This is a genomic window from Diaphorobacter limosus, from assembly GCF_033100095.1.
GTDB classification, from domain to species: Bacteria; Pseudomonadota; Gammaproteobacteria; order Burkholderiales; family Burkholderiaceae_C; genus Alicycliphilus; species Alicycliphilus limosus.
In genome coordinates, this window is the sequence record NZ_CP136921.1 from 3,130,570 (window position 1) to 3,154,704 (window position 24,135).

General features: G+C 66.1%; 24 protein-coding genes, 1 tRNA gene and 1 pseudogene. 14 read left to right on the forward strand and 12 right to left on the reverse strand.

Features of this window, described 5'->3' with window-relative positions:
• Window positions 1-6: 6 nt before the first annotated feature.
• The 9 genes from secY (at window position 7) to P4826_RS15020 (ending at window position 5,654) form a co-directional block, all read left to right on the forward strand.
• Entirely contained in the window at window positions 7-1,326 is a 1,320-nt protein-coding gene (gene secY / locus P4826_RS14980; protein WP_317701175.1) for a preprotein translocase subunit SecY, read from the forward strand.
• A 156-nt stretch (window positions 1,327-1,482) separates the two neighbouring features.
• A complete protein-coding gene (gene rpmJ, locus P4826_RS14985) occupies window positions 1,483-1,596 on the forward strand; it encodes a 50S ribosomal protein L36 (protein WP_003050535.1) in 114 nt (37 codons plus the stop codon).
• Between the two features lie 23 nt (window positions 1,597-1,619).
• A complete protein-coding gene (gene rpsM / locus P4826_RS14990; RefSeq protein ID WP_317701176.1) occupies window positions 1,620-1,985 on the forward strand; it encodes a 30S ribosomal protein S13 in 366 nt (121 codons plus the stop codon).
• Between the two features lie 15 nt (window positions 1,986-2,000).
• On the forward strand, window positions 2,001-2,405 hold the full coding sequence (gene rpsK, locus P4826_RS14995) for a 30S ribosomal protein S11 (protein WP_011793799.1): 405 nt from the start codon (window positions 2,001-2,003) through the stop codon (window positions 2,403-2,405).
• A 92-nt stretch (window positions 2,406-2,497) separates the two neighbouring features.
• Window positions 2,498-3,121, forward strand: coding sequence for a 30S ribosomal protein S4 (gene rpsD, locus P4826_RS15000; RefSeq protein ID WP_317701177.1), 624 nt, complete (start codon window positions 2,498-2,500; stop codon window positions 3,119-3,121).
• Window positions 3,122-3,233: 112 nt separating this feature from the next.
• Window positions 3,234-4,229, forward strand: coding sequence for a DNA-directed RNA polymerase subunit alpha (locus P4826_RS15005; RefSeq protein ID WP_317701178.1), 996 nt, complete (start codon window positions 3,234-3,236; stop codon window positions 4,227-4,229).
• Window positions 4,230-4,319: 90 nt separating this feature from the next.
• Entirely contained in the window at window positions 4,320-4,709 is a 390-nt protein-coding gene (gene rplQ / locus P4826_RS15010) for a 50S ribosomal protein L17 (RefSeq protein WP_317701179.1), read from the forward strand.
• Between the two features lie 24 nt (window positions 4,710-4,733).
• Window positions 4,734-4,810, forward strand: a tRNA-Met gene (locus tag P4826_RS15015).
• Window positions 4,811-4,901: 91 nt separating this feature from the next.
• Window positions 4,902-5,654, forward strand: coding sequence for a tyrosine-protein phosphatase (locus tag P4826_RS15020; protein WP_317701180.1), 753 nt, complete (start codon window positions 4,902-4,904; stop codon window positions 5,652-5,654).
• 56 nt (window positions 5,655-5,710) lie between these two features.
• On the opposite strand, the gene P4826_RS15025 is transcribed toward P4826_RS15020, so the two are convergent.
• The gene (locus P4826_RS15025) at window positions 5,711-6,142 is read right to left on the reverse strand and encodes an HU family DNA-binding protein (RefSeq protein ID WP_317701181.1); all 432 of its coding nucleotides are present in this window, start codon (window positions 6,140-6,142) and stop codon (window positions 5,711-5,713) included.
• Window positions 6,143-6,383: 241 nt separating this feature from the next.
• Here P4826_RS15025 and P4826_RS15030 point away from each other — a divergent pair, with 241 nt between their 5' ends.
• Window positions 6,384-7,160: a PhaM family polyhydroxyalkanoate granule multifunctional regulatory protein gene (locus tag P4826_RS15030; RefSeq protein WP_317701182.1), complete on the forward strand. Its 777-nt coding sequence runs from the start codon at window positions 6,384-6,386 to the stop codon at window positions 7,158-7,160.
• Window positions 7,161-7,210: 50 nt separating this feature from the next.
• Window positions 7,211-8,446: an FIST signal transduction protein gene (locus P4826_RS15035; protein ID WP_317701183.1), complete on the forward strand. Its 1,236-nt coding sequence runs from the start codon at window positions 7,211-7,213 to the stop codon at window positions 8,444-8,446.
• A gap of 40 nt (window positions 8,447-8,486) precedes the next feature.
• On the opposite strand, the gene P4826_RS15040 is transcribed toward P4826_RS15035, so the two are convergent.
• From P4826_RS15040 to P4826_RS15055, 4 genes and pseudogenes are all read right to left on the reverse strand, one after another.
• Window positions 8,487-9,593, reverse strand: a complete 1,107-nt coding sequence (locus P4826_RS15040; RefSeq protein WP_317701184.1) for a CMD domain-containing protein — start codon at window positions 9,591-9,593, stop codon at window positions 8,487-8,489.
• Window positions 9,590-11,077 (reverse strand): NAD(P)-binding domain-containing protein, encoded by a 1,488-nt coding sequence (locus P4826_RS15045; RefSeq protein ID WP_317701185.1) that lies wholly within the window; start codon window positions 11,075-11,077, stop codon window positions 9,590-9,592. The genes P4826_RS15040 and P4826_RS15045 overlap by 4 nt, the downstream gene beginning before the upstream one ends.
• 20 nt (window positions 11,078-11,097) lie before the next feature.
• Window positions 11,098-11,901 (reverse strand): annotated as a pseudogene (locus tag P4826_RS15050) (Bug family tripartite tricarboxylate transporter substrate binding protein); the annotation flags it as partial.
• Between the two features lie 91 nt (window positions 11,902-11,992).
• Window positions 11,993-12,403 carry a YXWGXW repeat-containing protein gene (locus P4826_RS15055; protein ID WP_317701186.1) on the reverse strand — a complete coding sequence of 137 codons (411 nt, stop codon included), beginning with the start codon at window positions 12,401-12,403 and terminating at the stop codon, window positions 11,993-11,995.
• Window positions 12,404-12,685: 282 nt separating this feature from the next.
• Here P4826_RS15055 and P4826_RS15060 point away from each other — a divergent pair, with 282 nt between their 5' ends.
• Entirely contained in the window at window positions 12,686-14,590 is a 1,905-nt protein-coding gene (locus P4826_RS15060) for an MFS transporter (protein WP_317701187.1), read from the forward strand.
• A 6-nt stretch (window positions 14,591-14,596) separates the two neighbouring features.
• On the opposite strand, the gene P4826_RS15065 is transcribed toward P4826_RS15060, so the two are convergent.
• Entirely contained in the window at window positions 14,597-15,013 is a 417-nt protein-coding gene (locus tag P4826_RS15065; protein ID WP_317701188.1) for a PAS domain-containing protein, read from the reverse strand.
• 133 nt (window positions 15,014-15,146) lie between these two features.
• Here P4826_RS15065 and P4826_RS15070 point away from each other — a divergent pair, with 133 nt between their 5' ends.
• Window positions 15,147-16,208 (forward strand): zinc ribbon domain-containing protein, encoded by a 1,062-nt coding sequence (locus P4826_RS15070; RefSeq protein ID WP_317701189.1) that lies wholly within the window; start codon window positions 15,147-15,149, stop codon window positions 16,206-16,208.
• 138 nt (window positions 16,209-16,346) lie between these two features.
• Here the strand turns inward: P4826_RS15070 and P4826_RS15075 are convergent, their stop codons facing one another.
• Window positions 16,347-17,774 (reverse strand): GGDEF domain-containing protein, encoded by a 1,428-nt coding sequence (locus P4826_RS15075; RefSeq protein WP_317701190.1) that lies wholly within the window; start codon window positions 17,772-17,774, stop codon window positions 16,347-16,349.
• Window positions 17,775-17,870: 96 nt separating this feature from the next.
• Entirely contained in the window at window positions 17,871-19,043 is a 1,173-nt protein-coding gene (tgt, locus tag P4826_RS15080; RefSeq protein ID WP_317701191.1) for a tRNA guanosine(34) transglycosylase Tgt, read from the reverse strand.
• Between the two features lie 60 nt (window positions 19,044-19,103).
• Here tgt and P4826_RS15085 point away from each other — a divergent pair, with 60 nt between their 5' ends.
• On the forward strand, window positions 19,104-19,604 hold the full coding sequence (locus P4826_RS15085; RefSeq protein ID WP_317701192.1) for a universal stress protein: 501 nt from the start codon (window positions 19,104-19,106) through the stop codon (window positions 19,602-19,604).
• A 63-nt stretch (window positions 19,605-19,667) separates the two neighbouring features.
• Here P4826_RS15085 and P4826_RS15090 read toward each other — a convergent pair whose 3' ends face one another.
• The 4 genes from P4826_RS15090 to P4826_RS15105 form a co-directional block, all read right to left on the reverse strand.
• Complete coding sequence (locus P4826_RS15090) at window positions 19,668-20,054, reverse strand: hypothetical protein (RefSeq protein ID WP_317701193.1); 387 nt, start codon at window positions 20,052-20,054, stop codon at window positions 19,668-19,670.
• Window positions 20,055-20,278: 224 nt separating this feature from the next.
• Entirely contained in the window at window positions 20,279-21,445 is a 1,167-nt protein-coding gene (locus P4826_RS15095; RefSeq protein ID WP_317701194.1) for a phospholipase A, read from the reverse strand.
• The gene (locus P4826_RS15100; RefSeq protein ID WP_317701195.1) at window positions 21,442-21,759 is read right to left on the reverse strand and encodes a hypothetical protein; all 318 of its coding nucleotides are present in this window, start codon (window positions 21,757-21,759) and stop codon (window positions 21,442-21,444) included. Before P4826_RS15100 ends, P4826_RS15095 begins: the two co-directional genes overlap by 4 nt.
• Window positions 21,760-22,029: 270 nt before the next feature.
• Window positions 22,030-24,093 carry an ATP-dependent helicase gene (locus tag P4826_RS15105; RefSeq protein WP_317701196.1) on the reverse strand — a complete coding sequence of 688 codons (2,064 nt, stop codon included), beginning with the start codon at window positions 24,091-24,093 and terminating at the stop codon, window positions 22,030-22,032.
• Window positions 24,094-24,135 lie beyond the last annotated feature (42 nt).

A 24,135-nucleotide genomic window follows, 5' to 3' on the forward strand; every position in this document is an offset into this window, starting at 1 on the left:
GCATCTGTGGCTACTAACGCAGCTCAACTGGCAAAAACCGGAAAGTTCGGCGATCTGCGCCGGCGCCTGGTGTTCTTGTTGCTCGCGTTGGTGGTGTACCGCGTGGGGGCGCATATTCCCGTTCCGGGAATCGACCCCGCGCAGCTGCAGCAGCTGTTCAGTGGCCAGCAGGGTGGCATCCTCAACCTGTTCAACATGTTCTCGGGCGGGGCGCTGTCGCGCTTCACGGTCTTCGCGCTGGGGATCATGCCGTACATCTCGGCATCGATCATCATGCAGTTGATGACCTATGTGATGCCCACGTTCGAGCAGTTGAAGAAGGAGGGCGAGGCCGGCCGCCGCAAGATCACGCAGTACACCCGCTATGGCACGTTGGGCCTGGCCATCTTTCAGTCGCTCGGCATCGCCGTGGCGCTGGAGAGCACGGCCGGGCTGGTGATAGCGCCGGGCTTTGGCTTTCGCATGACGGCTGTGGTCAGCCTGACGGCGGGCACCATGTTCCTGATGTGGCTCGGCGAGCAGATCACCGAGCGCGGCCTGGGCAACGGCATTTCGATCCTGATTTTTGCAGGTATCGCAGCCGGCCTGCCGAGCTCCATCGGTGGCCTGCTGGAGTTGGTGCGCACGGGTGCCATGAGCATCCTGGCGGCCATCTTCATCGTGGCCATCGTCGGCTTGGTGACCTACTTCGTGGTCTTCGTCGAGCGTGGACAGCGCAAGATCCTGGTGAACTACGCGCGCCGTCAGGTGGGCAACAAGGTCTATGGTGGACAGTCGTCGCATCTGCCCTTGAAGCTGAACATGGCAGGCGTGATCCCTCCGATCTTTGCTTCGTCCATCATCTTGCTGCCGGCTACCGTGGTGAACTGGTTCAGTGCGGGTGAATCCATGCGTTGGTTGCGTGACATCGCCTCCACGCTGACACCCGGACAACCGATCTATGTGTTGCTGTACGCTGCCGCCATCGTGTTTTTCTGCTTCTTCTATACGGCGTTGGTCTTCAACAGCCGCGAGACCGCAGACAACCTGAAGAAGAGCGGGGCATTCATTCCCGGGATTCGACCAGGTGAACACACGGCCCGCTACATCGACAAGATTCTGGTACGCCTGACGCTGGCCGGAGCCGTGTACATCACCTTCGTGTGCCTGCTGCCCGAGTTCTTGATTCTGAAGTACAACGTGCCGTTCTATTTTGGTGGCACCTCGTTGCTCATCATCGTGGTGGTGACGATGGACTTCATGGCTCAGGTGCAGAACTACATGATGTCGCAGCAGTACGAATCGCTGCTCAAGAAGGCCAACTTCAAGACGACACCAGGTACCTGACACCGGCGTGGCTTTGGTGGATGCGTTATAGTCGCGGGTTCGCCAAAGAAGCAACGGTTTTTCGATGCCCTTCGATCCATCGCGGGCACATGTTTTGTGTTCCGCGCGCATTGAGTAAGTGGCCGGAACGATTGGACAAGAGTTTAGGAGAATGCAATGAGAGTTTCGGCTTCGGTCAAGAAAATTTGCCGCAACTGCAAAATTATCCGCCGCAAGGGCGTTGTGCGCGTGATCTGCACGGATCAGCGTCACAAGCAGCGCCAAGGTTGATTGGGAAATATTAGAGGACGCACATGGCTCGTATCGCTGGTATCAACATCCCGCCCCATCAGCACACCGAGATTGGCCTGACGGCCATCTACGGGATTGGGCGTACCCGTGCTCGCAAGATTTGCGAGGCATGCGGAATTGCTTATTCGAAGAAGGTCAAGGAATTGACTGACGGCGACCTGGAAAAGATTCGTGACCAGATCGCCCAGTTCACCATCGAAGGTGACCTGCGTCGTGAAACCACGATGAACATCAAGCGCCTGATGGACATCGGCTGCTATCGCGGTTTCCGCCATCGCCGTGGCCTGCCCATGCGCGGTCAGCGTACGCGCACCAATGCCCGTACCCGCAAGGGCCCGCGCAAGGGTGCGGCGGCACTGAAGAAGTAAGACTGAAAGATCAATATGGCCAAGTCTCCTGCCAATAACGCTGCGCAGCGTGTGCGCAAGAAGGTTCGCAAGAACGTGTCGGATGGCATTGCCCACGTGCATGCCTCCTTCAACAACACCATCATCACCATCACCGATCGCCAGGGCAATGCTCTGTCCTGGGCTTCGTCTGGTGGCCAGGGTTTCAAGGGTTCGCGTAAATCGACCCCGTTTGCCGCACAGGTCGCCTCTGAAGTGGCCGGTCGTGCCGCCATCGAGCAGGGCATCAAAAACCTTGACGTCGAAATCAAGGGTCCCGGCCCTGGTCGCGAGTCGTCGGTGCGCGCCCTGGGTGCCCTGGGCATCCGCATCACGTCCATTTCGGATGTGACGCCGGTTCCGCACAACGGCTGCCGCCCGCAAAAGCGCCGCCGCATCTGATTTTTTCAGTAAGCCCACCGCCACCGATCGCCTGGTGCGATGGTGGCTCCCGCAGGTTTCTGCGGTAGTTGATTAGTTCCAAGGATATACAAGTGGCACGTTATCTCGGCCCGAAGGCCAAACTCTCCCGCCGCGAAGGCACCGACCTGTTCCTGAAGAGCGCGCGTCGCTCGATCGCCGACAAGGCCAAGTTCGACTCCAAGCCTGGCCAGCATGGCCGCACTTCGGGTCAGCGTACCTCCGACTACGGTTTGCAGCTGCGCGAGAAGCAAAAGGTCAAGCGCATGTACGGCGTGCTGGAGAAGCAGTTCCGCCGCTACTTCGAAGCCGCCGAGCGCCGCAAGGGCAACACCGGTGCCAACCTGCTGGCGCTGCTGGAATCGCGCCTGGACAACGTGGTGTATCGCATGGGTTTCGGCTCGACGCGCGCCGAGGCACGCCAGCTGGTGTCGCACAAGGCCATCACGGTGAATGGTCAAAGTGTGAACATTGCCTCCTACCTGGTGAAGGCCGGTGACGTTGTCGCCGTGCGCGAAAAGTCAAAGAAGCAGGCCCGTATCGTTGAGGCACTGCAACTGGCGCAGCAGGTGGGCATGCCTGCGTGGGTGGAAGTAAGCGCCGACAAGGTCGAAGGCACCTTCAAGCAAATCCCCGATCGTGATCAGTTCGGTGCGGACATCAACGAATCCCTGATCGTTGAGTTGTACTCGCGTTAATCCTGAAGCCACCGTTAGCGTAAATCGTTCCTGAACCGCGAGGCATCGCGGTTTAGGTGCTTCATCAGCCTTACCGGTGTAACGAGCTGGGGGCATTGAGAAGGAAGTCTGCATGCAAACCAATTTGCTGAAACCCAAGGCAATCAACGTCGAGCAACTTGGCCACAACCGGGCCAAGGTCGAGCTGGAGCCGTTCGAGCGTGGCTATGGCCACACGCTGGGCAACGCCATTCGCCGTGTCCTGCTCTCGTCCATGGTGGGTTACGCAGCAACCGAGGTGACCATTGCCGGAGTCGTGCACGAGTACTCGTCCATCGACGGCGTGCAGGAAGACGTGGTCAACATCCTCTTGAATCTCAAAGGGGTGGTGTTCAAGCTGCACAACCGTGATGAGGTCACCCTGAGCCTGCGCAAGGACGGCGAAGGTATCGTGACCGCACGCGACATCCAGACCCCTCATGACGTCGAGATCATCAATCCCGATCACGTCATCGCCACACTGTCGGCCGGCGGCAAGCTGGACATGCAGATCAAGGTTGAGAAGGGTCGCGGCTACGTGCCCGGGAACCTGCGCCGCTATGCCGACGAGGCCACCAAATCCATCGGCCGCATCGTGCTGGATGCATCGTTCTCGCCGGTGAAGCGGGTGAGCTATACGGTGGAAAGCGCCCGCGTTGAGCAGCGTACCGACCTGGACAAGCTGGTTCTGGAGATCGAAACCAACGGCGCCATTTCGGCCGAGGAGGCCGTACGCGCTTCTGCCAAGATCCTGGTCGAGCAACTGGCCGTATTCGCGCAGCTCGATGGCGGCGAGATCTTCGAAGGTCAGCCGCGGGGTTCACATCCTCCCAGCGGCGCCACGTTTGATCCGATTCTGCTGCGTCCCGTAGACGAGCTGGAACTCACCGTGCGCTCGGCCAACTGCCTCAAGGCGGAGAACATCTATTACATCGGCGACCTCATCCAGCGCACCGAGAACGAGCTGCTCAAGACGCCCAACCTCGGCCGCAAGTCGCTCAACGAGATCAAGGAAGTTCTGGCTTCGCGCGGTCTGACACTGGGCATGAAGCTCGAGAACTGGCCGCCCGCCGGCTTGGACAAGCGTTAAGCTATAATTTTCGGCTCTTTTGAAAGAGCCAGTGCCTCGGGCAGTACCTGATACGGCTGCCCGATTTAATTTACTGATAAGGAAAGCACCATGCGCCACGGACACGGCCTCCGTAAACTCAACCGCACCAGTTCGCACCGCCTCGCGATGCTGCAGAACATGATGAACTCGCTCATCGAGCACGAGGCCATCAAGACCACCGTTCCCAAGGCCAAGGAGCTGCGCCGTGTGATCGAACCCATGATCACCCTGGCCAAGGACGACTCCGTTGCCAATCGCCGCTTGGCCTTCAACCGCCTGCGCGATCGCGATAGCGTGACCAAGCTGTTCAACGACCTGGGCCCGCGCTTCAAGACCCGTCCCGGTGGCTACACCCGCATTCTGAAGATGGGCTTCCGCGTTGGCGACAATGCACCCATGGCGTTTGTTGAGCTCGTCGATCGTCCCGAAGTTGCAGACGAGACCAACAACGAAGCCTAAAAATAGGTTATAATTTCTGTCTACCGCGCGATGGAGCAGTCTGGTAGCTCGTTGGGCTCATAACCCAAAGGTCGGAGGTTCAAATCCTTCTCGCGCAACCAGTCAGAGAAAAGGGGTTACGACATCGTCGTAGCCCCTTTTTTCGTTTGGGCGCATTCCGCAGCGGTTGCTACGTTACAAGGACTGCCTGGCATGGCTGACTTCTCTCGCTCTCTGGATCTGTCGGGAGCTTCCAATTTTCGCGATCTTGGCGGCTATGCAAGCCAGGACGGACGCCTTGTCCGTTGGCGCCGGATTTTTCGTTCTGACCACCTTGCCAGTCTGACACCGCAGGACAGGCAGTTGCTGGCCGGTTTGGGCGTGGCGCGTGCGGTGGATTTCCGTGGGCAGGCGGAGAGCGCTGCACTGTCCTATGAACTGCCGCATGTACGCTATCAAGCGCTACCCATCGAGCCCATCGTGGTGCAGCGCGCCAAGGAAATGGCTCTGGCTGGCCAGCCAATGACGGCACCAACGGCGGTGCGGCTGATGCAGGACACCTATCGCGCCTTTGTGTCGGACAACACCAGCCAGTTTGCAAGCCTGTTCGAGCAGTTGCTGCTCGAGGACACGCCGTTGGTATTCCATTGCACCGCAGGCAAGGATCGCACCGGCTTCGCAGCCGCCCTGGTTTTGCTTGCCCTGGGGGTATCCCGGGAAGTGGTGATGCAGGACTACCTGCTGACCAACGGCCTGTACAGGCGCCCGGCTGGTCTTGTCAGTTCAGCGCCCGAGGAGGTGTTGAACGTGATTTGGCGCGTGCAGGCGGAGTTTCTGCAGGCCGCGCTGCAGGCTGTGGATCATGACCATGGTGGTGTGCAGCGGTACCTGAAGCATCGGCTGGGGATGCACGAGGCAGCGACCAAGCGTCTGGCGGAGCTCTATCTGCAGCCACATGCTGCTTGACGCGCCCATGAAAAAAGCAGCCCATAGGCTGCTTTTCGGTCAAGGCATGGCATCGATCAGAGCGTTGCGTCCTTGAGCTTCTTCAGGGCGCGGGTCTTGATCTTGACCGATGCGGGCTTGGCCGGGAACCAGCGCTCTTCGCCCGTGAAGGGGTCTTTGCCGAAGCGTTTCTTTTTCGCCGGCACCTGCAACAGGCCGATCTTCAGCAGGCCGGGCAGGGTGAACTCCCCGCAACCCTTTTTGTGCACGGCGCCCAGGATGGCGGTTTCCAGCGCTGCCAGCACGGCCTTGGCCGTCTTGGGCTCGACGCCTGCCTGCGAGGCGAGGTGGGCCACCAGCGTGGTTTTGTTGAACGGATCCTTTACGGGCTTGGGTGCCGCAGGCGCCGCGGTCTTCTTCGCGGCTGCGGTCTTGGCAGGTTCTGCAGCCTTCTTGGCGCTGGCAGTGGTCTTTTTTACCGGGGCGGTGGTTTTCTTTGCAGTTGCCATGGTGTTGGATGGTTTTGGAATGTCTGAATGCATGCCAGCCAGGCCGGCGAGTGGATTCTAGGTGGTACAGGCGTGCGCGATACCATGGGTTTGCGCGCGGTTGCCCGCGAAAGCTGCGTCAGGCCGACCGTTGGTGCATTGTTTGCAATGTACCCGGGCGGTGGGCCCGAGGGATATGCCAGGACTGGGCATTAGCGGTAAGCTCTCGGCCACGTATTTCACGTGATGCATAGGAGCTGCCATGAGCGACACAACCCCCTTCGGTTTCGGGCGCTTCGTCCCGGGCTTTGATTTTCTGCAGAACCTGGCCAAAGGCGCGGCCGCTGGCATGCCTGCCATGCCGGCGGCGCTGTCGGGCTGGGTGGCACCGACGATGAGCGTGGAGGAGCTGGACAAGCGCATACAGGAGCTCAAGGCGGTGCAGTTCTGGCTGGAGCAGAACGCCCGCGCCATCACGGCAACGGTGCAGGCACTGGAGGTGCAGAAGATGACCCTGGCCACGCTGCAGGGCATGAATGTGGCCATGGGAGATATGGTGGGTGCCTTTGGTGCCGCGCAACCGTTCAAGGCACCGCCCCAAGCCAGCGCCGCACCCGAGCCACAGCCCGCGCCAGCGGCACCGGCGCCAGCCGCAGCGCCCAAGAGTGCGGAAGCCGCATCGCCTCAGGCCGACGCGGCGCAGGCCGAGGCCAAGGCGCCGGGCATGGTCGATCCGATGCAATGGTGGGGAGCGTTGACCAACCAGTTTCAGCAGTTGGCGGCCAATGCCATGAAGGACGCGGGCACGCACCATGCAGCCTTCGAGGCCACACGTGAGATGGCGAGCGGGGCGCTGAAAACAGCCACCGACATGGCAGCGAAGATGGCCACCCAGGGCATGCCGGGCGCCGTAGCCGCCAAACCCAAGGCCCGGGCGGCAGCGCCCGCGGCGACACCCGAGGCTGCGGCCAAGCCGGCTGCCAAGCCACGCGCCGCATCGAAGGCGACAGCCACCAAGAAGGCCGCGGCGCCGCGCTGAAACGGCCAGGCTGCGGCATCCGTGGCCTTGCGCATTCCCCGGGGTCATCGATGAAGCTCTTTCCCAACGCCCATGCCACCCACCCGCAATGGCGCATGGCGGCGGCCCTGGTGTTGGCTCAGCTGCAGGCCCAGATGGCCCAGCCGCAATATGCGCGCAAGCCCTCGCTGGGCCTGCTCTACATCACCGATCACTATGTGGCGGACGCCGTTGCGCTGCTGCGCTATCTGGGTCAGCAACTGCCCTCGGTGGCCGATTGGAGCGGTACCGTGGGTGTGGGCGTAGCCGGCAACAATGTGGAGTACTTCGACGAACCTGCGCTGTCGATCATGTTGTGCGACCTGCCACCCGAACAGTACCGCGTGTTTTCCGGTGTGGCGCCACTACCTCTGGGGGCATCTGCTTTTTCCGCACACACGGCCCTGGTGCATGCCGATGGCCGCACCCCCGACCTGGCCGAGTTGCTGGTGGAAATGGCGGGCCGCACCAGCAGCGGCTACCTGTTTGGCGGCGTGGCTGCCAGCCGTGGCGCCAGCCTGGCGTTTGCGCAGCATGCCGGCGGCGATGGCGCCGCGAGTGGAGTGCTGTCGGGGGGGCTGTCCGGGGTGGCGTTTTCCGACCAGGTGGGCCTGGTGTCGCGTGTCACGCAGGACTGCCAGCCCATTGGCCCACAAGCCGTCGTGACCCAGGCGCAGGACAACGTGGTGCTGCGCCTGGATGGCCAGCCCGCGCTGGACGTGCTGTTGCAGACTCTGGGTGTGGAGCTCAATGGCGACCCGCAGCCCGCCTTGCGCGCGGTGCGCCACACGCTGGCGGGCCTGTCGAATGCGGATGCGCCGGCGTTGCAGGGCACGGGGCATTTTGGTGCCGATACGCGCGTGCGCCATATCGTCGGGCTGGATGTGGCGCGCGGTGGCGTGGCGCTGGCCGATCGGGTGCATGAGGGCATGCACCTAGCGTTCTGCCAGCGTCACATGGCGGCCGCGCGTGCCGACCTGACGCGCATTTGCGCCGAGATCCGTGAAGAGCTTGCGCCCGAGTCCCCGGCGTTGCCGGATGAGCAGGCGGCGACGCAGCGGCGCATCTGCGGCGCGCTGTATGTCAGCTGCTCCGGCCGCGGCGGGCGACATTTTGGCGGGCCCAGTGCCGAGCTGCAAACCGTGCACCGTGCGCTGGGCGACGTGCCCCTGGTGGGGTTCTTTGCCTCGGGCGAAATTGCCGCGCATTGGCTTTATGGCTACACCGGCCTGCTGACGGTGTTCGTGGCGCCTGCCGACACGGCGTGAACCTGCCCGCCTGCCGTTGGCTGGGTGGCCGATGGGCGTGTCAAGGGTACACGGCTTCGCCCAGGTTGAGCATCAGGCGGTTGGCCCAGGCAAACAGGGCCACAGCATGCACGGTATCCAGTATCTCCAGATCGCTCAGGCCGGCGTCGCGCAGCGCCGCCAGGTGGTGCGCGCCGAAGCTGCCGGGCGCGCGCGTCAGGGCCGCGCTGGCCTGCACGATGGCGCGCTCGCGCGCATTCGTACCCGCCTGATCGGGGTCGATGAAGACCTGTGCGATCACGTCATTGCGCTTGGCCAGTTGTTCAAAACGCTGGGCGTGCACCGAAGCGCAGTAGACGCAGCCGTTGATACGCGAGACCACGGCGGTGGCCAGTTCGCGTTCGGATCGCGGCAGGCCGCCGGGTGCATACATGATGGCGTTGAAGGCCTCGGAGCGCTCGGCCAGCACGCGCGGCTGGTGCACCAGCAGCAGGTAGAAGTCGGATACGCGCGCCTTCGGGTGGCTGGCGTCCAGCACGGCGTTCTGTTCGGCGCTGGCCTGGGTCGCGTCCACCACCGGCAGCCAGGCCTTCCAGTCCAGTGTCTCGCTGGTGTAGCCGTTCAGGCGCAGTGGTTCGCCCGGCGCGGGCAGATTCGCCGGGTGGATGAAGGGCGCCTCGGCGGCGGGCGCGGCCGGGGCCGCAGTGCTGCCTGCCGGGCCCAGCGCAGCCAGTGCTGCCACGCCCGCCACCAGGCGCGCCTGGAAGGCCGCAAAGCCTATGAGCTGTGCCAGCAACACCACGTCTGCGGTGGTCAGGCCCGCGGCGGGCAGCGCCAGCAGCACGGCCCGGTCGGCAGCCGCGGGCTGCGTGACCAGCAGCTGCGTGAAGTGGTGCATGGCCTGCCAGCGGGCATCTGGCGTGGCCGTGGGCAGGCGCTGCAGCTGTGCTGCGTAGTGCTCGCCCAGGGCCGTCACGCCGCTGGCGGCGGACACGGTCTGGGCCACGGCCAGGCGCTGCGCCAGCGGCAGGCCGCCGGGTAGGTCGGGCGCCAGCAGCAGGTCTTCGCAGGCCTGGGTGGCGCTGATGGCTTTGGCGCGCTGCTGGCGCGTGGCCTGGGTCTGGGGTGTGTCTTGCAGGTGGGTGAGCCGGGCGATGGTGTCGGTCATGTCGGTGGCGATTCGGGCAGTACGCGTTGGCGGGTGTCGGCGGGCGTCCATTCGTCGCCCAGCAGTTCGGGTTCGGCATAGGCCTGCAGGGCGGCGAAATGCTGCTCCACATCCTCGGCATACAACAGGCCGGCGATGCCGCTGGCCAGGCGTCTGGCGCCATCGCTGATGGCGGGGATATCGCCCGACACCGTGCCGTGCGACAGCGCCGCCGGGTAGCAAAAGCAGTGGATGCGATCGAGGCCCGGACAGGCACCGGGGGACTTCTCGCGCAGCTCGAACACCGGGCCCAGGTCGGGCGAGTCGAACAGCTCGCGGTCGTCCTCGCCCGGCGGGCTCTGGTAGCGCTCGCCCCAGCTGCGCACATGCGGCGCGAAGGCGGCGAACTCGGGCTTTTGTGCCCAGTCGATGGCAAAGCCAGTGGCCAGGATCAGGAAGTCGAAGGCGAATCGGCCCTGCGATGTGGCGACCTGCAGCGCCTGACCCTGCTGCGTGACCTGCTGCACCGCGCAGCCGAAGTGGAAGAACGCGTGCGCATGCCGCGACACGCGCAGCGTGCTGCCACGCGGTGGCGGCACCTGCTGCACGTTGATGTAGTGGCGTATGCGCCATTTCCAGGCATCGGGCAGCTCGTGGTGGCCCTGCGTCAGGCCGGGCAAGCCCGAGCCCTTGGACTTGTTGATGGTGGGCATGGCGGTGCGGCGTGCGATCAGATCCACGCTGGCCGCGCCGCATTCCAGCGCCGTGCCCGCGCTGTCCATGGCCGATGAGCCCATGCCGATCACGCCCACGCGTTTGCCTGCCAGCGTGGCGTAGTCCAGCACATCGCTGGAATGCGCCCACAAACCACCCTTGCTGGCGTGCCCCACGCCGTCCATGAAGGCCGGTATCTGCGCCCCGCCCAGGCCGTCGCGGCCGGTGGCCAGCACCACGCGGCGCGCCAGCCAGGTGGCGCTGCCGGTCGGTGTGTGCACATCCACCTCCACCAGCGCGTCGGCGCGCGGGCGCACGGCCGTCACCGCATGTTCATTGCGCACATCGGCCCGGGTGACACGGCGGTACCAGCGCAGATAGTCCATCCACTGCAGGCGCGGTATCTTGTCCAGCGCGTCCCAGGCGGACCGACCCCACTGCGCCTCGAACCAGGCGCGGAAGGTCAGCGAGGGCAGGCCCAGCGCCGGGCCGGTCAGCTCCTTGGGCGAGCGCAGCGTCTCCATGCGCGCCGTGGTGGCCCAGGGGCCCTCGTAGTCGGTGGCGGCGCGGTCCAGCAGCACGGCGGCAATGCCCTGCTGTGCCAGTGCCATGCTGGCCGCCAGTCCGGCCTGGCCGGCGCCGATGATGAGGACGTCGATCACCGGCTGGCCGCCATGGCTGAGTGCGGGCAGCCAGGGGCGCGCGCGCCAGTTCAGGGTCAGCAGGTCATGCGCCAGGCGTTCTTCAAGGGCGGCCAGTCCGGCCGCGCCCAGGGCGGGGGTGTCAGGCATGGGGTGCGGAGCGGGCGGCATCAGTTGATGCTGATTTTGGCGTCCTTGACCACCTGGGCCCACTTTGCACGATCCTTGCGCACGGTCTGGCGGAACTGCTCGGGCGTTTCTATGCGCACGGTGTTGCCCTGGGACTCAAAGCGCTGGCGGATTTCTGGCAGCTCCAGCACCTGGCGCAATGCCGTGTTGAGCTTGTTGACCACGGTGGGGTCGGTGCCCTTGGGTGCAAAGATGCCAAACCAGATCGAGCTGTCGAAGCCCTTTGTGCCGGGCAGGCCGCTGGCGGCAATGGTGGGCACTTCCTTCACGGCGTCCACGGGCTTGGCCGTGGTGATGCCCAGCAGGCGGACCTTGCCGCTCTTGTAGTGCGCCAGCACGGTCTGCACCTGGTTCATGATGCAGCAGGTCTCGCCGCGCAGCACCGAGGTGATGGCCTCGGGCCCGCCCTTGTAGGGAACATGCACCATGTCCAGGCCCAGGCGCGCATTGAACTCGGCAAACGCCATGTGCGTGCCGGCGCCATTGCCGGTGCTGGCGTAGTTGTACTTGCCCGGGTTGGCCTTGACGATCTCGACGAACTCCTTGAGGTTGTTGGCGTCGATCACGCTGGGGTTGATGGTCAGCACGTTGGACACGTCGATCAGCGGGCCCACGGGCACGAAGTCGGCCTCCACGTCGAAGGGCAGGCTCTTGTACAGCGCGGCGTTGCTGCCGTGCGTGGCGGCCGTGCCGAAGGCCAGCGTGTAGCCGTCGGGCTTGGCATGGGCCACGTATTCGCTGGCGATGTTGCCGGCCGCGCCGGACTTGTAGTCGATATCGTCGAAATCACCTAAGCGCGTTCGACGTTCGGCATTGTGCGCAAAACCACATGCAGGGGCGCCATAAGCTTATGGCGCCTCATGACCGCGCCACCCTTCAATGCCGATGGCTGCCGCCGGGGCGCGGGCCCTGTGGCGCCGGCCGGCCACCATGGCCCCAGCCGCCGCCGGTGAAATGCCACTGCCCCTGTCGTTGCTCCCAGCCTGGCTGGCGGTAATGCTGGCCGTGGCGCGCCTGCACCCAATGGCCCGGCACCCAGGCATAGCGCTGGCCGCGCCATTGCCAATACCCCTGCGACCAGGCCATGCCACGGCGTGCGGCCGGTGCGCGTTCATAGCGCGGCGGCGGCGGGGCTGGGCGGTAGTGCGCGGGCTGCGCGGCGTGGGTCTGATGCTGTGGCACGCCGGGCGCGGCATGGGCGGCGCCGGCCAGGGCCAGCAGTGCAGTCAGCGTGGCTGCGGCAAGCCCGAGGGGGCGGGCCAATGCGTGGGTCAGGGGGTAGGCCATGGTGTTCTCCTTGCAGATTGCGGCCGGATTGGCCGCGGGAGACTCCATGCTGCCCGCCTTGTGTCAACGCCACGGAAGCCTGCATGGCTGGCGCGCAAAGCTCTGTGTGAATTTATGAAAAATTGGGCTGTAGCGCTTTCTGGTTAAGCGCTGACAGCTATCAATATAGGAATATCTGCCAACCTGCCTGGCGCCCCCGGCAGCTCGTCCTTGGCCCGCATGTTTGCCGCCCGGCGGCGGGTTTTTGCGCACAATGCGCGGCACTTCCACAGCAGCACCCCCATGAGCGCCCCCCATCCCAACCAGTTTGCGCTGCTCGGCCAGCGTCGCTTTGCACCGTTTTTCTGGACCCAGGCCGCCGGCGCCGCCAACGACAACCTGTTCAAGTTCGCCTTCACCGTGATGGTTACCTACCAGCTCGGCGTGTCCTGGCTGCCGCCGTCCCTGGCGGGGCTGGTGATAGGGGCGCTGTTCATACTGCCGTTCTTGCTGTTCTCGGCCACGGCCGGGCAGATCACCGACAAGCTGGAGAAGACGCGCATCATCCGCTTCGTGAAGAACCTGGAGATCGCCATCATGCTGCTGGCGGCTCTGGGCTTCATGGCCGGCCATGCCGCGCTGTTGCTGGCCTGCGTGTTTCTGATGGGCCTGCATTCCACGCTGTTCGGGCCGGTCAAGTTCGCCTATCTGCCGCAGGTCTTGAGCGAGCGCGAGCTCACCGGCGGCAATGGCATGGTGGAGATGGGCACCTTCGTCGCCATCTTGCTGGGCAATGTGGCCGGCGGCCTGCTGGTGGCCATGCCCGGCGTGGGTCATGGCGCCGTCGCCCTGGCCTGCCTGGGCCTGGCGCTGGCAGGGCGGCTGGCGGCGCAGTTCATTCCCGGCGCGCCGGCCACCGACCCGGGACTGGTGGTCAACTGGAACCCGGTGAGCGAGACCTGGCGCAACCTCCAGCTGGCGCACGGCAACATCGTCGTCTTCCGCTCGCTGCTGGGCATCTCGTGGATGTGGTTCTTCGGCGCGGTGTTCCTCTCCCAGTTCCCCAGCTTTGCCAAGGATGTGCTGCGCGGCGACGAGCAGGTGGCGTCGGCCCTGCTGGTGGTGTTCTCGCTGGGCATAGGCACGGGCGCGCTGCTGTGCGAGGTCTTGAGCCGGCGCCATATCGAGATTGGCCTGGTGCCGCTGGGGGCGATTGGCATGAGCGTGTTCGCTGGTGACCTGTACTTTGCCTCGCGCGGCCTGCCGCCTTCGGGTGTCATGGCCCTGGGCGCCTTTCTGACGCAGCCCGCGTACTGGCGCGTGATGCTGGACCTGTTCTTGCTGAGCCTGTTCACCGGCCTGTATAGCGTGCCCATGTACGCGCTGATCCAGATGCGCAGCCAGGCCACGCACCGCGCGCGCATCATCGCCGCCAACAACATCCTGAACGCGCTGTTCATGATCGTCAGCGCCGTTCTGGCCGGGCTGCTGCTGCAGGCGGGCTTCACGGTGCCGCAGATTTTTCTGTTCACGGCCATCGCCAACGCCGTGGTGGCGGCCTACATCTTTTTGCTGGTGCCCGAATACCTGCTGCGCTTCGTGGCCTGGGTGCTGTCGCGCTGCGTGTACCGCTTTCGCGTGCGCGGCGATGAGCACATCCCCACGGCGGGCGCGGCCATCCTGGCCTGCAACCATGTGAGCTTTGTCGATGCCGTGCTGCTGATGGCCGCCAGCCCGCGGCCCATCTACTTTTTGATGGACCACCGCATCTTCCGCGTGCCGGTGCTGGGCTGGTTGTTCCGCCTGGCCAAGGCCATCCCCGTGGCGCCGCAGAAGGACGACCCCGCCACCTACCAGGCCGCGTTCGAGCGCGCCGCCCAGGTGCTCAAGGCGGGTGACCTGCTGGCCATCTTCCCCGAGGGCGGCATCACGCGCGACGGGCAGCTGCAGGAGTTCAAGGGCGGCATCATGAAGATCATCGAGCGCGCGCAGGCCGACGGCGTGCAGGCGCCCGTGGTGCCCATGGCGCTGACCAACCTGTGGGGCTCTTTCTTCAGCCGCATCGAGCAGGGCGGGGCCATGGTGCGGCCGTTTCGCCGCGGCATGTTCACGCGCGTGGGCCTGAACGTGGGCGCGCCCCTGGCGGCGGCCGAGGTGCGGCCCGAGCCGCTGCGCGCGCGCGTGGCCGGCCTGCTGGCGCTGGGGTGACAGTTCTCAGCCGCCCGCACGCATGGCCTGCTCGGCCAGATAGCGCGCCGTGGCGTCGCGCGCCATCGCGGCCGAACCCAGCACCTGGCCGGCCGCGTCCTTGACCACCGAGAAGCTCATGTCCACGTACAGCCTGCGCCCGTCCTGGTGCAGGCCGCGCGTGGTGCGCACCTCGGCCGGGCGGCTGCAGGCGCCGCGCTGCATGGCGCGCTCAAAGCCGCGCCAATGCGCCTCGCGCAGGTGCGGCGGGATGATCATGTCCACGCTCTGGCCCAGGGTCTGGACGGCGGCAAAGCCGAACAGCGCCTCGGCACCGGCGTTCCAGGCACGGATCACGCCCGCGCGGTCGATGAAGATCAGCGCATCGGCCACATCGGCCACGATACGCTCCCAGGGCGGCGGGGCAAGGGTGTCTGTGCTCATGGCGGCCATTGTCCGCGCGGGTGCGGCACTGGCAAGCCCGGGCCCGAAGGTTTGAATGAAAATAGCCTGTAGCGCCCTTGTGTAATGCGTCAATAGCTATAAAAATAGTAGTTGAAAAAAACTGGAGAACAACATGGGCAAGGCATTGCGTCTGTCTGAAAAATGGTTTCGTCGCGGCCTGTGGCTGGTGGCGCTGGTGTTCGCCGGCTTTCTGATCGGCCTGGGCGGCACCATCGTCGGCGACCTGCCCAAGGTGGAGCAGCCGCTGCTGCTGGACGACTTTCTGGATAGCGGCGCGGCCACGGCGCTGCGCGGCCAGATTCAGCAAGCGCAACAGGCCGAGCAGGACGCCCAGGCCGCGCTGGAGCAGGCGCGCCTGCGCCACGCCCGGGCGCGCGGCGCCACCCAGGCCGAGCGCGAGACCCTGGCCAACTGGCTGGCCACGCGCAGCGCCACCCAGCGCGCCGAGCACGACCCCGAGGTCATCGACCGCACCCAGGCGCTGGACGCCCTCAAGGCCACCGAGCTGCAGGCCCAGCAGGCCGTGCAGGCGCAAGACCAGGCCCTGCTGGACGCGCGCCAGGGCGGGCAGGCCGCGCAGCAGCGGCTGAACGCCATGGAGCGCGATGCCCACGACAAGCTGGCCGCCGAGCGCCGGCGCGTCGAGCTGCGCGTGTTTCTGTACCGCCTGGCGCTCACGCTGCCGCTGCTGGCCGTCGCCGGCTGGCTGTTTGCCAAGAAACGCCAGGGCACCTGGTGGCCCTTTGTCTGGGGCTTCATCTTCTTTGCGCTGTTCGCCTTCTTCGTCGAACTGGTGCCCTACCTGCCCAGCTACGGCGGCTATGTGCGCTACATCGTCGGCATAGCGCTCACGGCGCTGGTGGGGCGCCAGGCCATCGTCGCCTTGAACCGCTACCTGGAGCGGCAAAGGCGCGCCGAGGCCATGCCCGCCCCGCAGCGGCGCCAGGGCTTGGGCTACGACCTGGCCCTGGCGCGCCTGGCGAAAAACGTCTGCCCCGGCTGCGAGCGCCCGGTGGATTTGAAGGACGGCAAGACCGACTTCTGCCCGCATTGCGGCATGGGCCTGTTCGACCATTGCGGGCACTGCAACGCGCGCAAGAGCGCCTTTGCCAGGTTCTGCCAGGCCTGCGGCCAGGCGGCGGGCGGCGTTGCCGGCGGGTATGAAGCCCCATAGGCCGGCTTGGCGCGGCCAGGCCAGGCAGCTGCGTAAAACATCGATAAAACTGCCTATAGCGCTTATGGAATAAGCGTGTATAGCTATGAAAATTCATAACCCCCACGGGGGTGGGCGGCGCTGCGGCGCGGCAGGTTTTCAGCCCTGGTCCGCCCAATGCCCGCGCACCTGGTCGCGCCCCAGTGCCTTGGCCTGGTAGAGCGCGGCGTCGGCCCAGGCCAGCAGGCGCTCCAGGCTGTGCTGCTGGCTGGGCGGCTGGGTGGCGTGCAGGCCGACGCTGAGCGTGACCTGCAGCGCGCTGCCGTCCTGCAGCCTGAACGGGTGTTCGCGCAGCTGGCTGCGCAGGCGCTCGCCGATCAGCTGGGCGTGGCTGGCTGCGGTGGCCGGCAGGATCAGCGCGAACTCCTCGCCGCCTATGCGCCCGAACAGGTCCTGCGGGCGCAGGTTGCGCTGCACCAGGGCGGCGAACTCGCGCAGCACGGTGTCGCCCTGGGCGTGGCCATGGCTGTCGTTGATGCGCTTGAAGTGGTCCAGATCCATCAGCAGCACGGCCACGGGCGCGCCCTGCTGGTGCAGGCGCTGCACCAGGCGGGCGCCCTGCTCCATCAGCTTGCGCCGCGACAGGGCGCCGGTCAGATGGTCGTGATCCACGGCCTGCTGCAACTGGCTCAGGGTCTGCGAGCGCAGCTGGTGCGCCACCGCCACGGCCAGTGGCGCCAGTGACAAGAGGGCCATGCCCAGGCGGAATGAGGTCACGGCGGCCAGCTGATCGGGCAAGAAGCTGATGGTGTCCAGGGCGGCCACGGCCGTCTTCCAGCTGCACACCAGCAGGTTCAGCACCGTGATGGGGAACACCCCGTAGGCCATGGCGCACCACACCAGCGCGGGCACCGCAAAGCCCAGCATGCCGGGCCCGTTGACAAAGTAGGCCAGGGCCTCGCAGGCCAGCAGGGCCAGCAGGGGCGCCACACCTGCCTGCCGCAGCGGTCGCAGCAGCCGCGCCCAGTCCCACTGCCAGAACCAGCCCCGGGGCGCGGCCAGCACCAGGGGCAGGAAGAGCAGCAGGTTGTACATCTCGGACGACAGCCACATCAGCATGTCCGTCCACGCCTGGGATGCGAACGCCCATTGCATCACCGGGGTGGCCGGCAGCGCGCTGCCCAGGGCGGCCACGCTGCTGCCGGCCAGCAGGGTCAATACGGCGCGCTGACGCGTGAAGCCGACGATGCTTGCCGCATACGGCCTGAAGAACAGCCAGCCCACCGCCACGCCCAGCAGGTTGGCGCCGTTCATGCCCAGGGCGCGCAGCCAGGGCGCACCCGTCAGCATGTCGGCGGTCAGGTAGCCGACCAGCGCGCATATCCAGGCCGTGGGGCCGCGTGCCCAGGACGGGTTGCGCAGCAGCAGCCCCAGCAGCACGGCATTGGCGGGCCAGATGGCGGCGGAATACCCCGCCGGGCGGCTGGCTATGCCCAGCAGGCAGGCGGCGAACACGCTGGCCAGCAGCAACAGCGGATCGCGCCAGGGGGCGGCGGACTGCTGCGTGGCGATGGGGGGCGTGCTCATGTAGGGGCGCTTGGCCTTGGCAAAAAGTTGACAGTGTCCGTGGGTTATTGACGCCGGGGTGTCAGCAAGTGCAAATCATGTTCAACTGGTGCAGGGCTAAACGCCACGCGCCCGGTCGGCCTTGAAGCGCGCGCGGAACTCGGCAAAGCGACCGGCGTCCAGCGCGTCGCGTATCTCCTGCATCAGATTCAGGTAGTAGTGCAGGTTGTGGATGGTGGTGAGCATGGGGCCCAGCATCTCGCCGCAGCGATCGAGGTGGTGCAGGTAGGCGCGCGAGAAACCGCCGCGCCCGCCGTCCTGCCAGGCCACGCCCTCGCTGCCCGCGCAGGCGTGGCAGCGGCAGCTCGCGTCCAGCGGCTGGTGGTCGCTCTTGTGGCGCGCATTGCGGATCTTCAGGTCGCCATGGCGCGTGAACAGCGTGCCGTTGCGCGCATTGCGCGTGGGCATGACGCAGTCGAACATGTCCACGCCGCAGGCCACGCCCTCCACCAGATCCTCGGGCGTGCCCACGCCCATCAGGTAGCGCGGCTTGTGCTGGGGCAGGCGGTGCGGCGTGTGCGCCATGATGGCCAGCATCTCTTCCTTGGGCTCGCCCACGCTCACGCCGCCGATGGCGTAGCCGGGGAAGTCCATCTCCACCAGGGCGTCCAGCGACTCCTGGCGCAGGTGCTCGTACATGCCGCCCTGGACGATGCCGAACAGCGCGTTGGGGTTGGCCAGGCGCTCGAACTCGGCCTTGGACCTCGCGGCCCAGCGCCGGCTCATCTCCATGCTCTTGCGCGCCTCGGCCTCGGTGGTCTTGTGGCCGTTGGTCTCGTAGGGCGTGCACTCGTCGAGCTGCATCACGATGTCGGAGTTCAGGATGGTCTGGATCTGTATGCTGACCTCGGGCGACATGAAGAGCTTGTCGCCGTTGACCGGGCTGGCAAAGGTCACGCCCTCTTCGGTGATCTTGCGCATGGCACCTAAGCTCCAGACCTGGAAGCCCCCCGAGTCGGTGAGTATGGGCTTGTCCCACTGCTCAAAGCGGTGCAGGCCGCCAAAGCTTTGGACGATGTCCAACCCCGGGCGCATCCACAGGTGGAAGGTGTTGCCCAGGATGATTTGCGCGCCCATCTCATGCAGGCTGCGCGGCATCACGCCCTTGACGGTGCCGTAGGTGCCCACGGGCATGAAGATGGGGGTCTGCACCACGCCGTGGTTGAGCGTGAGCCGGCCGCGGCGGGCGTGGCTTGCGGGGTCGGTTGTCAAGAGGTCGAATTGCAGCATGGGCGGCATTTTCCCAGACCCCGCTGGCCTACACTGGCAGCCACAGCACAAGGAGGACGCATGTACAGAATCATGATTGCCGTTGATGGATCCGACCTGGCGCTGGACGCCGTGCGCCATGGCATCGCCCTGGTGCGCCGCGGCGGCCTGCAGGCCACGCTGGTGCTGGGTCATGTGCAGGAAGAGGCCACGCTGATGGAGCTGGCCACGCGCGGCGCCGACATGGTGGCCGCCGCCAGCGTGGAGGCGGCGCAGGATCTGATGGCCTCGGCCGTGGCCCTGGTGGACGCCGCCGGCGTGCCCTACGAGACCGAGATCGGCCTGGGTGCGGTGGCCGCCACGCTGGTGGACATGGTGGAGCGCTGCGGCTGCGACCTGCTGTTCATAGGCGCGCGCGGCCTGGGCGGCCTGCGCGGGGCCTTCCTGGGATCGGTGTCGCAAAGCCTGGTGCACATCAGCCCGGTGCCGGTCACCGTGGTCAAGCATGCCGAGCCGCAGGAGCTGCCGGACGATGACGATGACGAGGACGATGAGGACGACGAGCCTGCAGCAGGCGAATGAAGAACGGGCCAGAGGGCCCGTTCGCTATTAAATAGTGAGCTGTTGACGCTTTTTTGATAAGCCTTAGGCGGCTTTTTTCCATTGATTATTGTGGCCTTGCAGCTTGCCATGCGGCAGGCTGGCCAGGCGCGTGAACATGCGCCGGCAGTAGCCGCTGATCCACAGGCATTTGTTCAGCTCGTCCACCGGCAGCGGGCCGGAGACGACGACGATGTCGTTGGCCTGGTCCAGCGCGCCGGCCGCGCGCAGGCGCCGGCGCTGGTGCAGGGCCCAGGACTGGATGCGCGCCGGGCTGCCATGCTGGTGCACCTGGCCGGTGTGCTGGTCGAAGGCGATGGCCACACTGTCGGTCTTGAGCCTGCAGCGGCGCTCGCCGGTGGCGGCGCTGGGCGCGTCGCGCATGTCGTACAGGTAGTAGTTGCCGGCCTTGAGCTCGTATTGCAGATCCATGGTCTCGTCCTCCGGTGGGCATTGTTGCGGGCAAGACCCGCGGGCAAAGGCCTGAAAACCGGGCAAGGCCCGCGCCTTATCCGGGGCTGGGCGTCTGCATTCCGATAGTCAAAGCCTTATCGCCACCCCGATGCCGATAGCGACGGTGGCTGCCCGCGATTGTCTGCCCGACCCGGGGGCGCTTCAAGGCGCGGCGCGGGGCAAACGGTAACCGGACGTGATGTTCAGAAGTCCACCAGACTCACGCCCACGCCGAACACGGTGCGCTTGCGGTTGTAGTCGATCAGGCTGTCGCCGTAGCCGGAAAACAGCTGCGTGTACAGGCGCAGGTTGGTGCTTTGGCCGACCCAGCTGGTGCCCAGGCTGTAGAGCCATTCCAGCCGCGCCGAGCCGCGCGCGGTGGAGCTGAGCGAGTGGCGCGCCGTGAATGCCAGGCTGTGGTCCTGGTTCACGTTCCAGCCCAGGCCCAGCTCGGCGCGGCCGATGTAGTTGCTGATGCCGGGGTTGTCGTCGTTCGCGGCGCTTTCGGGCAGGCGCTTCCAGATGCGGGCGTTGAGCCGCCAGCGGTCATCCAGCTCCAGGCCGGTCATCAGGTACACGCGGTTCCAGCTGCGCGACAGCGGCAGGCTCTGGCCGTTGGACTGGTGCACCAGGCCTATGCCGCTGTAGCGCCAGCGCCAGCCCCAGGGCAGCTGCGCGTCGGTGGGGTAGACGTAGAGGATTTCGGGCTCGTGATCCGTGGTGCGAAACGGCCGCGAGATGCCGGGGCTGAAGAGCTGCCAGTACGACTGCTGGCTGTAGCCAAACCACAGCGAGTCGCGCCGCTGCGAGTCGCCGCTGGTGAGCAGCCCCTTGGCCAGCTTGGTGCGCACCGACAGCTGCAGGCGCATCTCGGTGTTGCGGTAGTCCACGGCCTTGCTGGCGCTGTGGTCGGCGCTGGGCGACTGGGGCTGCTGGTTCACGCTGTCCGAGCCGACGATGGACACGCTCATGGGCCGGTAGCCGCGAAAGCGCAGCGCGCCGCAGTCGGTGCCGGCCTCCAGCTCCCAGAAGCGCGACAGGGTGGTGTATTCGGTGCCACGGCAGCCGTCGCCGGGGCTGTCATCGGTGGCGTTGGCGGGCTTGAGGCCGGCCAGCGGCGTGGTCGGCGTGGGCGCCACGGCGTCCACGGGTTGTGCGCTGGCCGATGCCGCGGGTGCGGCCCAGGCCTGGCGGCCGGCCCATTGGTCAAAGCAGACCAGGCGCGCCTGGCCGTCGGCCAGGGCGGCACAGTCGCGCCAGCCGGCATCGCCGGCCACGGGGGCGGGGCCTTGCGCCTGGGCCTGGGCCTGGGCCTGGGCAATTAGCGGCAGGGCGGCGGCGATCAGGGTGCTGGTGAAAAACCGTGTCATGGCGGCTTGCGCAGGGTGAAGGCAAATGGCCGATCGGCCTCGTCCGTCCATTCGCCGCGGATCTCGCGCGCGCAGCTGCCATCGACCACCTCGCCGCTCCAGTTGCCGCTGACCTTGCTGCCGTCGCGCGACTCTTCCATGGTCAGCTGGCCCTGGTGCACGTCGCCGACCACGATGGCGCTGAAGCCGGGGCGCAGGATGCGGCCCTTGACCGTGCCGTCCCATTCGGGGTGGGGCGCCAGCTCCAGCACGATGGGGCCGGCCTGGCCCGGCATGTCGGCCTGCCAGCGGCCCACCAGCTCGGGCTGCTCCATCTGCGCGGCCGTTGGGCAGGCGGGGCGTGCGGGTTGTGAAGGATTTTCGGCGCAAGCGCTTATCAAACAAGCGCTTGCAGCTATCAAAAATATATAGCTATGCAGATGTCGCTGCGGCCCCTCACCCCTCCCTCTCCCCAAAGGGGCGAGGGCGACAGGTCGCGCTGGCTTTACTCCCTCTCCCTCTGGGAGAGGGCGGGGGTGAGGGCTTGCGGTTTTGTGAGAGGCTTGTAGCCAATGGGTCAAAAACGGCTTCTTGCGCATGGGCGATCAGGGGTTGGTGCCGGCGCCGGCCTGGGCCTTGGCGGCGAATTCGGCGCGCAGCTGGCGCAGCTTCTCGCGCGGGTCTTCACGGGTGGTGGCGGCGTCCAGCTTCATCTCGGCGATGAAGCGGCTCGGTTGGCAGGCCACCATTTCGCGGCCCTTCTTGCGCTTTTTTGTCCAGCTGACGGCCAGGCTGCGCTGGGCGCGGGTGATGCCCACGTACATCAGGCGGCGCTCTTCCTGCAGGCGCGCGGCGATGTCGTCGCTGACCTTTTGCTGCCGGCCGTCGTCATCGTCGAGCTTGAAGGGCAGCATGCCCTCGGTCACGCCGACCAGCATCACATGCGGCCATTCCAGTCCCTTGCTGGCGTGCAGGGTGGACAGCACCACCATGTCCTGCTCCTGTTCGCGCTCGGAGATGGTCGAGAGCAGGGCGATGGTCTGCGCCACCTCCAGCAGGTTTTTTGTCGGTGCCACCGTGGTGCCGGCGGCATCGTCGATCTGCCCGCCGGCGCGCTGGGCCATCCAGTCACAGAACTCCAGCACATTGCTCCAGCGCGCGGCGGCCACCTTCTCGCTGTCCTCCCCGTCGTACAGATGCTGCTCGTAGGCTATGTCCTTGAGCCAGTCGGTGAGGAAGGCGCGCGCGTCTTCCGCGCCGTGCGTGTGGCGCGCGCGGTGCTCCAGCTCGTTGATCTGGCGGCCGAACTCCATCAGCCCCTCCAGCCCGCGTTTGGGCACCACGGCCGGCAGCATGGCGTTGAACAGCGCGCCGAACATGCTTTGCTTGTGCTGCGTGGCGAATTCGCCCAGGGCGCCCAGCGTGGTGTGGCCCACGCCGCGCTTAGGCGCGGTGATGGCGCGCAGAAAGGCCGGGTCGTCGTCGTTGTTGATCCACAGGCGGAACCAGGCGCACAGGTCGCGGATCTCGGCGCGGTCAAAGAACGACGTGCCGCCCGAGACCTTGTAGGGGATGTTGGCCTTGCGCAGCGCCTTCTCGAACGGCTTGGCCTGGTGGTTGGCACGGTACAGGATGGCGAAGTTCTTCCAGGCCGGCGGCGGGTTGGCCGCGGCGCGCAGGGATTGGATGCGCGCCACGGCGCGCTCGGCCTCGTGCTCCTCGTTGTCGCAGGGCACCACGCGCACCGGCTCGCCCTCGCCCAGCTCGCTGAACAGGGTCTTGGGAAACAGCTTGGGATTCGGGCCGATGACGTTGTTGGCCGCGCGCAGGATGGCCGAGGTGGAGCGGTAGTTCTGCTCCAGCTTGATGACCTTGAGCTGCGGAAAGTCCTGCGGCAGCTTCTTCAAATTGTCCAGCGTGGCGCCGCGCCAGCCGTAGATGCTCTGGTCGTCGTCGCCCACGGCGGTGAAGCGCGCGCGTTCGCCCACCAGGAATTTCAGCAGCTCGTACTGCGTGGCGTTGGTGTCCTGGTATTCATCGACCAGCACATGGCCCAGCAGGCGCTGCCATTTCTCGCGCACCTCGGGGTGGCCCTTCAATAGCCGCATGGGCATGCCGATCAGGTCGTCGAAGTCCACGCTTTGGTATGCAGTGAGTCGCTCCTCGTAGCGCTGCATGATCAGGGCGATGGAGCGCTCATGGTCGTCGCCGGCCATGGCCAGCGCGCGGCGCGCGTCCCAGCCCTGGTTCTTCCAGTTGCTGATCGTCCACTGCCACTGGCGCGCCGTGGCCAGGTCGGTGGTGCCGCCGGCGCAGTCCTTCAGGATGCTGGTCACGTCGTCCTGATCCAGGATGCTGAAGCTGGGCTTGAGCCCCAGCATATGGCCGTCCTCGCGCACCATGCGCACGCCCAGGGCGTGGAAGGTGCAGACCAGCACCTCCTTGGCGGCGCGGCCTATCAGCCCGGCGGCGCGCTCGCGCATCTCGGCGGCGGCCTTGTTGGTGAAGGTGATGGCGGCAATGCGCCGCGGCGCCAGGCCCTTCTCGATCAGGTGCGCGATCTTGTGCGTGATGACGCGCGTCTTGCCCGAGCCCGCGCCGGCCAGCACCAGGCAGGGGCCGTCGGTGTAGTGCACGGCCTGGAGTTGGGCGAGGTTGAGTCCGGACATGAAGAGCAAACAGGAGCGCGTGAAAGCGCGAACGGGGCGCCG

Bases quoted from the DNA above. Each gene is read 5' to 3' on its own strand.
- rpmJ (WP_003050535.1), top strand. From the start codon at position 1,483: ATGAGAGTTTCGGCTTCGGTCAAGAAAATTTGCCGCAACTGCAAAATT.
- rpsM (WP_317701176.1), top strand. From the start codon at position 1,620: ATGGCTCGTATCGCTGGTATCAACATCCCGCCCCATCAGCACACCGAG.
- rpsK (WP_011793799.1), top strand. From the start codon at position 2,001: ATGGCCAAGTCTCCTGCCAATAACGCTGCGCAGCGTGTGCGCAAGAAG.
- P4826_RS15005 (WP_317701178.1), top strand. From the start codon at position 3,234: ATGCAAACCAATTTGCTGAAACCCAAGGCAATCAACGTCGAGCAACTT.
- rplQ (WP_317701179.1), top strand. From the start codon at position 4,320: ATGCGCCACGGACACGGCCTCCGTAAACTCAACCGCACCAGTTCGCAC.
- P4826_RS15020 (WP_317701180.1), top strand. From the start codon at position 4,902: ATGGCTGACTTCTCTCGCTCTCTGGATCTGTCGGGAGCTTCCAATTTT.
- P4826_RS15025 (WP_317701181.1), bottom strand. From the start codon at position 6,142: ATGGCAACTGCAAAGAAAACCACCGCCCCGGTAAAAAAGACCACTGCC.
- P4826_RS15030 (WP_317701182.1), top strand. From the start codon at position 6,384: ATGAGCGACACAACCCCCTTCGGTTTCGGGCGCTTCGTCCCGGGCTTT.
- P4826_RS15035 (WP_317701183.1), top strand. From the start codon at position 7,211: ATGAAGCTCTTTCCCAACGCCCATGCCACCCACCCGCAATGGCGCATG.
- P4826_RS15040 (WP_317701184.1), bottom strand. From the start codon at position 9,593: ATGACCGACACCATCGCCCGGCTCACCCACCTGCAAGACACACCCCAG.
- P4826_RS15045 (WP_317701185.1), bottom strand. From the start codon at position 11,077: ATGCCTGACACCCCCGCCCTGGGCGCGGCCGGACTGGCCGCCCTTGAA.
- P4826_RS15055 (WP_317701186.1), bottom strand. From the start codon at position 12,403: ATGGCCTACCCCCTGACCCACGCATTGGCCCGCCCCCTCGGGCTTGCC.
- P4826_RS15060 (WP_317701187.1), top strand. From the start codon at position 12,686: ATGAGCGCCCCCCATCCCAACCAGTTTGCGCTGCTCGGCCAGCGTCGC.
- P4826_RS15065 (WP_317701188.1), bottom strand. From the start codon at position 15,013: ATGAGCACAGACACCCTTGCCCCGCCGCCCTGGGAGCGTATCGTGGCC.
- P4826_RS15070 (WP_317701189.1), top strand. From the start codon at position 15,147: ATGGGCAAGGCATTGCGTCTGTCTGAAAAATGGTTTCGTCGCGGCCTG.
- P4826_RS15075 (WP_317701190.1), bottom strand. From the start codon at position 17,774: ATGAGCACGCCCCCCATCGCCACGCAGCAGTCCGCCGCCCCCTGGCGC.
- tgt (WP_317701191.1), bottom strand. From the start codon at position 19,043: ATGCTGCAATTCGACCTCTTGACAACCGACCCCGCAAGCCACGCCCGC.
- P4826_RS15085 (WP_317701192.1), top strand. From the start codon at position 19,104: ATGTACAGAATCATGATTGCCGTTGATGGATCCGACCTGGCGCTGGAC.
- P4826_RS15090 (WP_317701193.1), bottom strand. From the start codon at position 20,054: ATGGATCTGCAATACGAGCTCAAGGCCGGCAACTACTACCTGTACGAC.
- P4826_RS15095 (WP_317701194.1), bottom strand. From the start codon at position 21,445: ATGACACGGTTTTTCACCAGCACCCTGATCGCCGCCGCCCTGCCGCTA.
- P4826_RS15100 (WP_317701195.1), bottom strand. From the start codon at position 21,759: ATGGAGCAGCCCGAGCTGGTGGGCCGCTGGCAGGCCGACATGCCGGGC.
- P4826_RS15105 (WP_317701196.1), bottom strand. From the start codon at position 24,093: ATGTCCGGACTCAACCTCGCCCAACTCCAGGCCGTGCACTACACCGAC.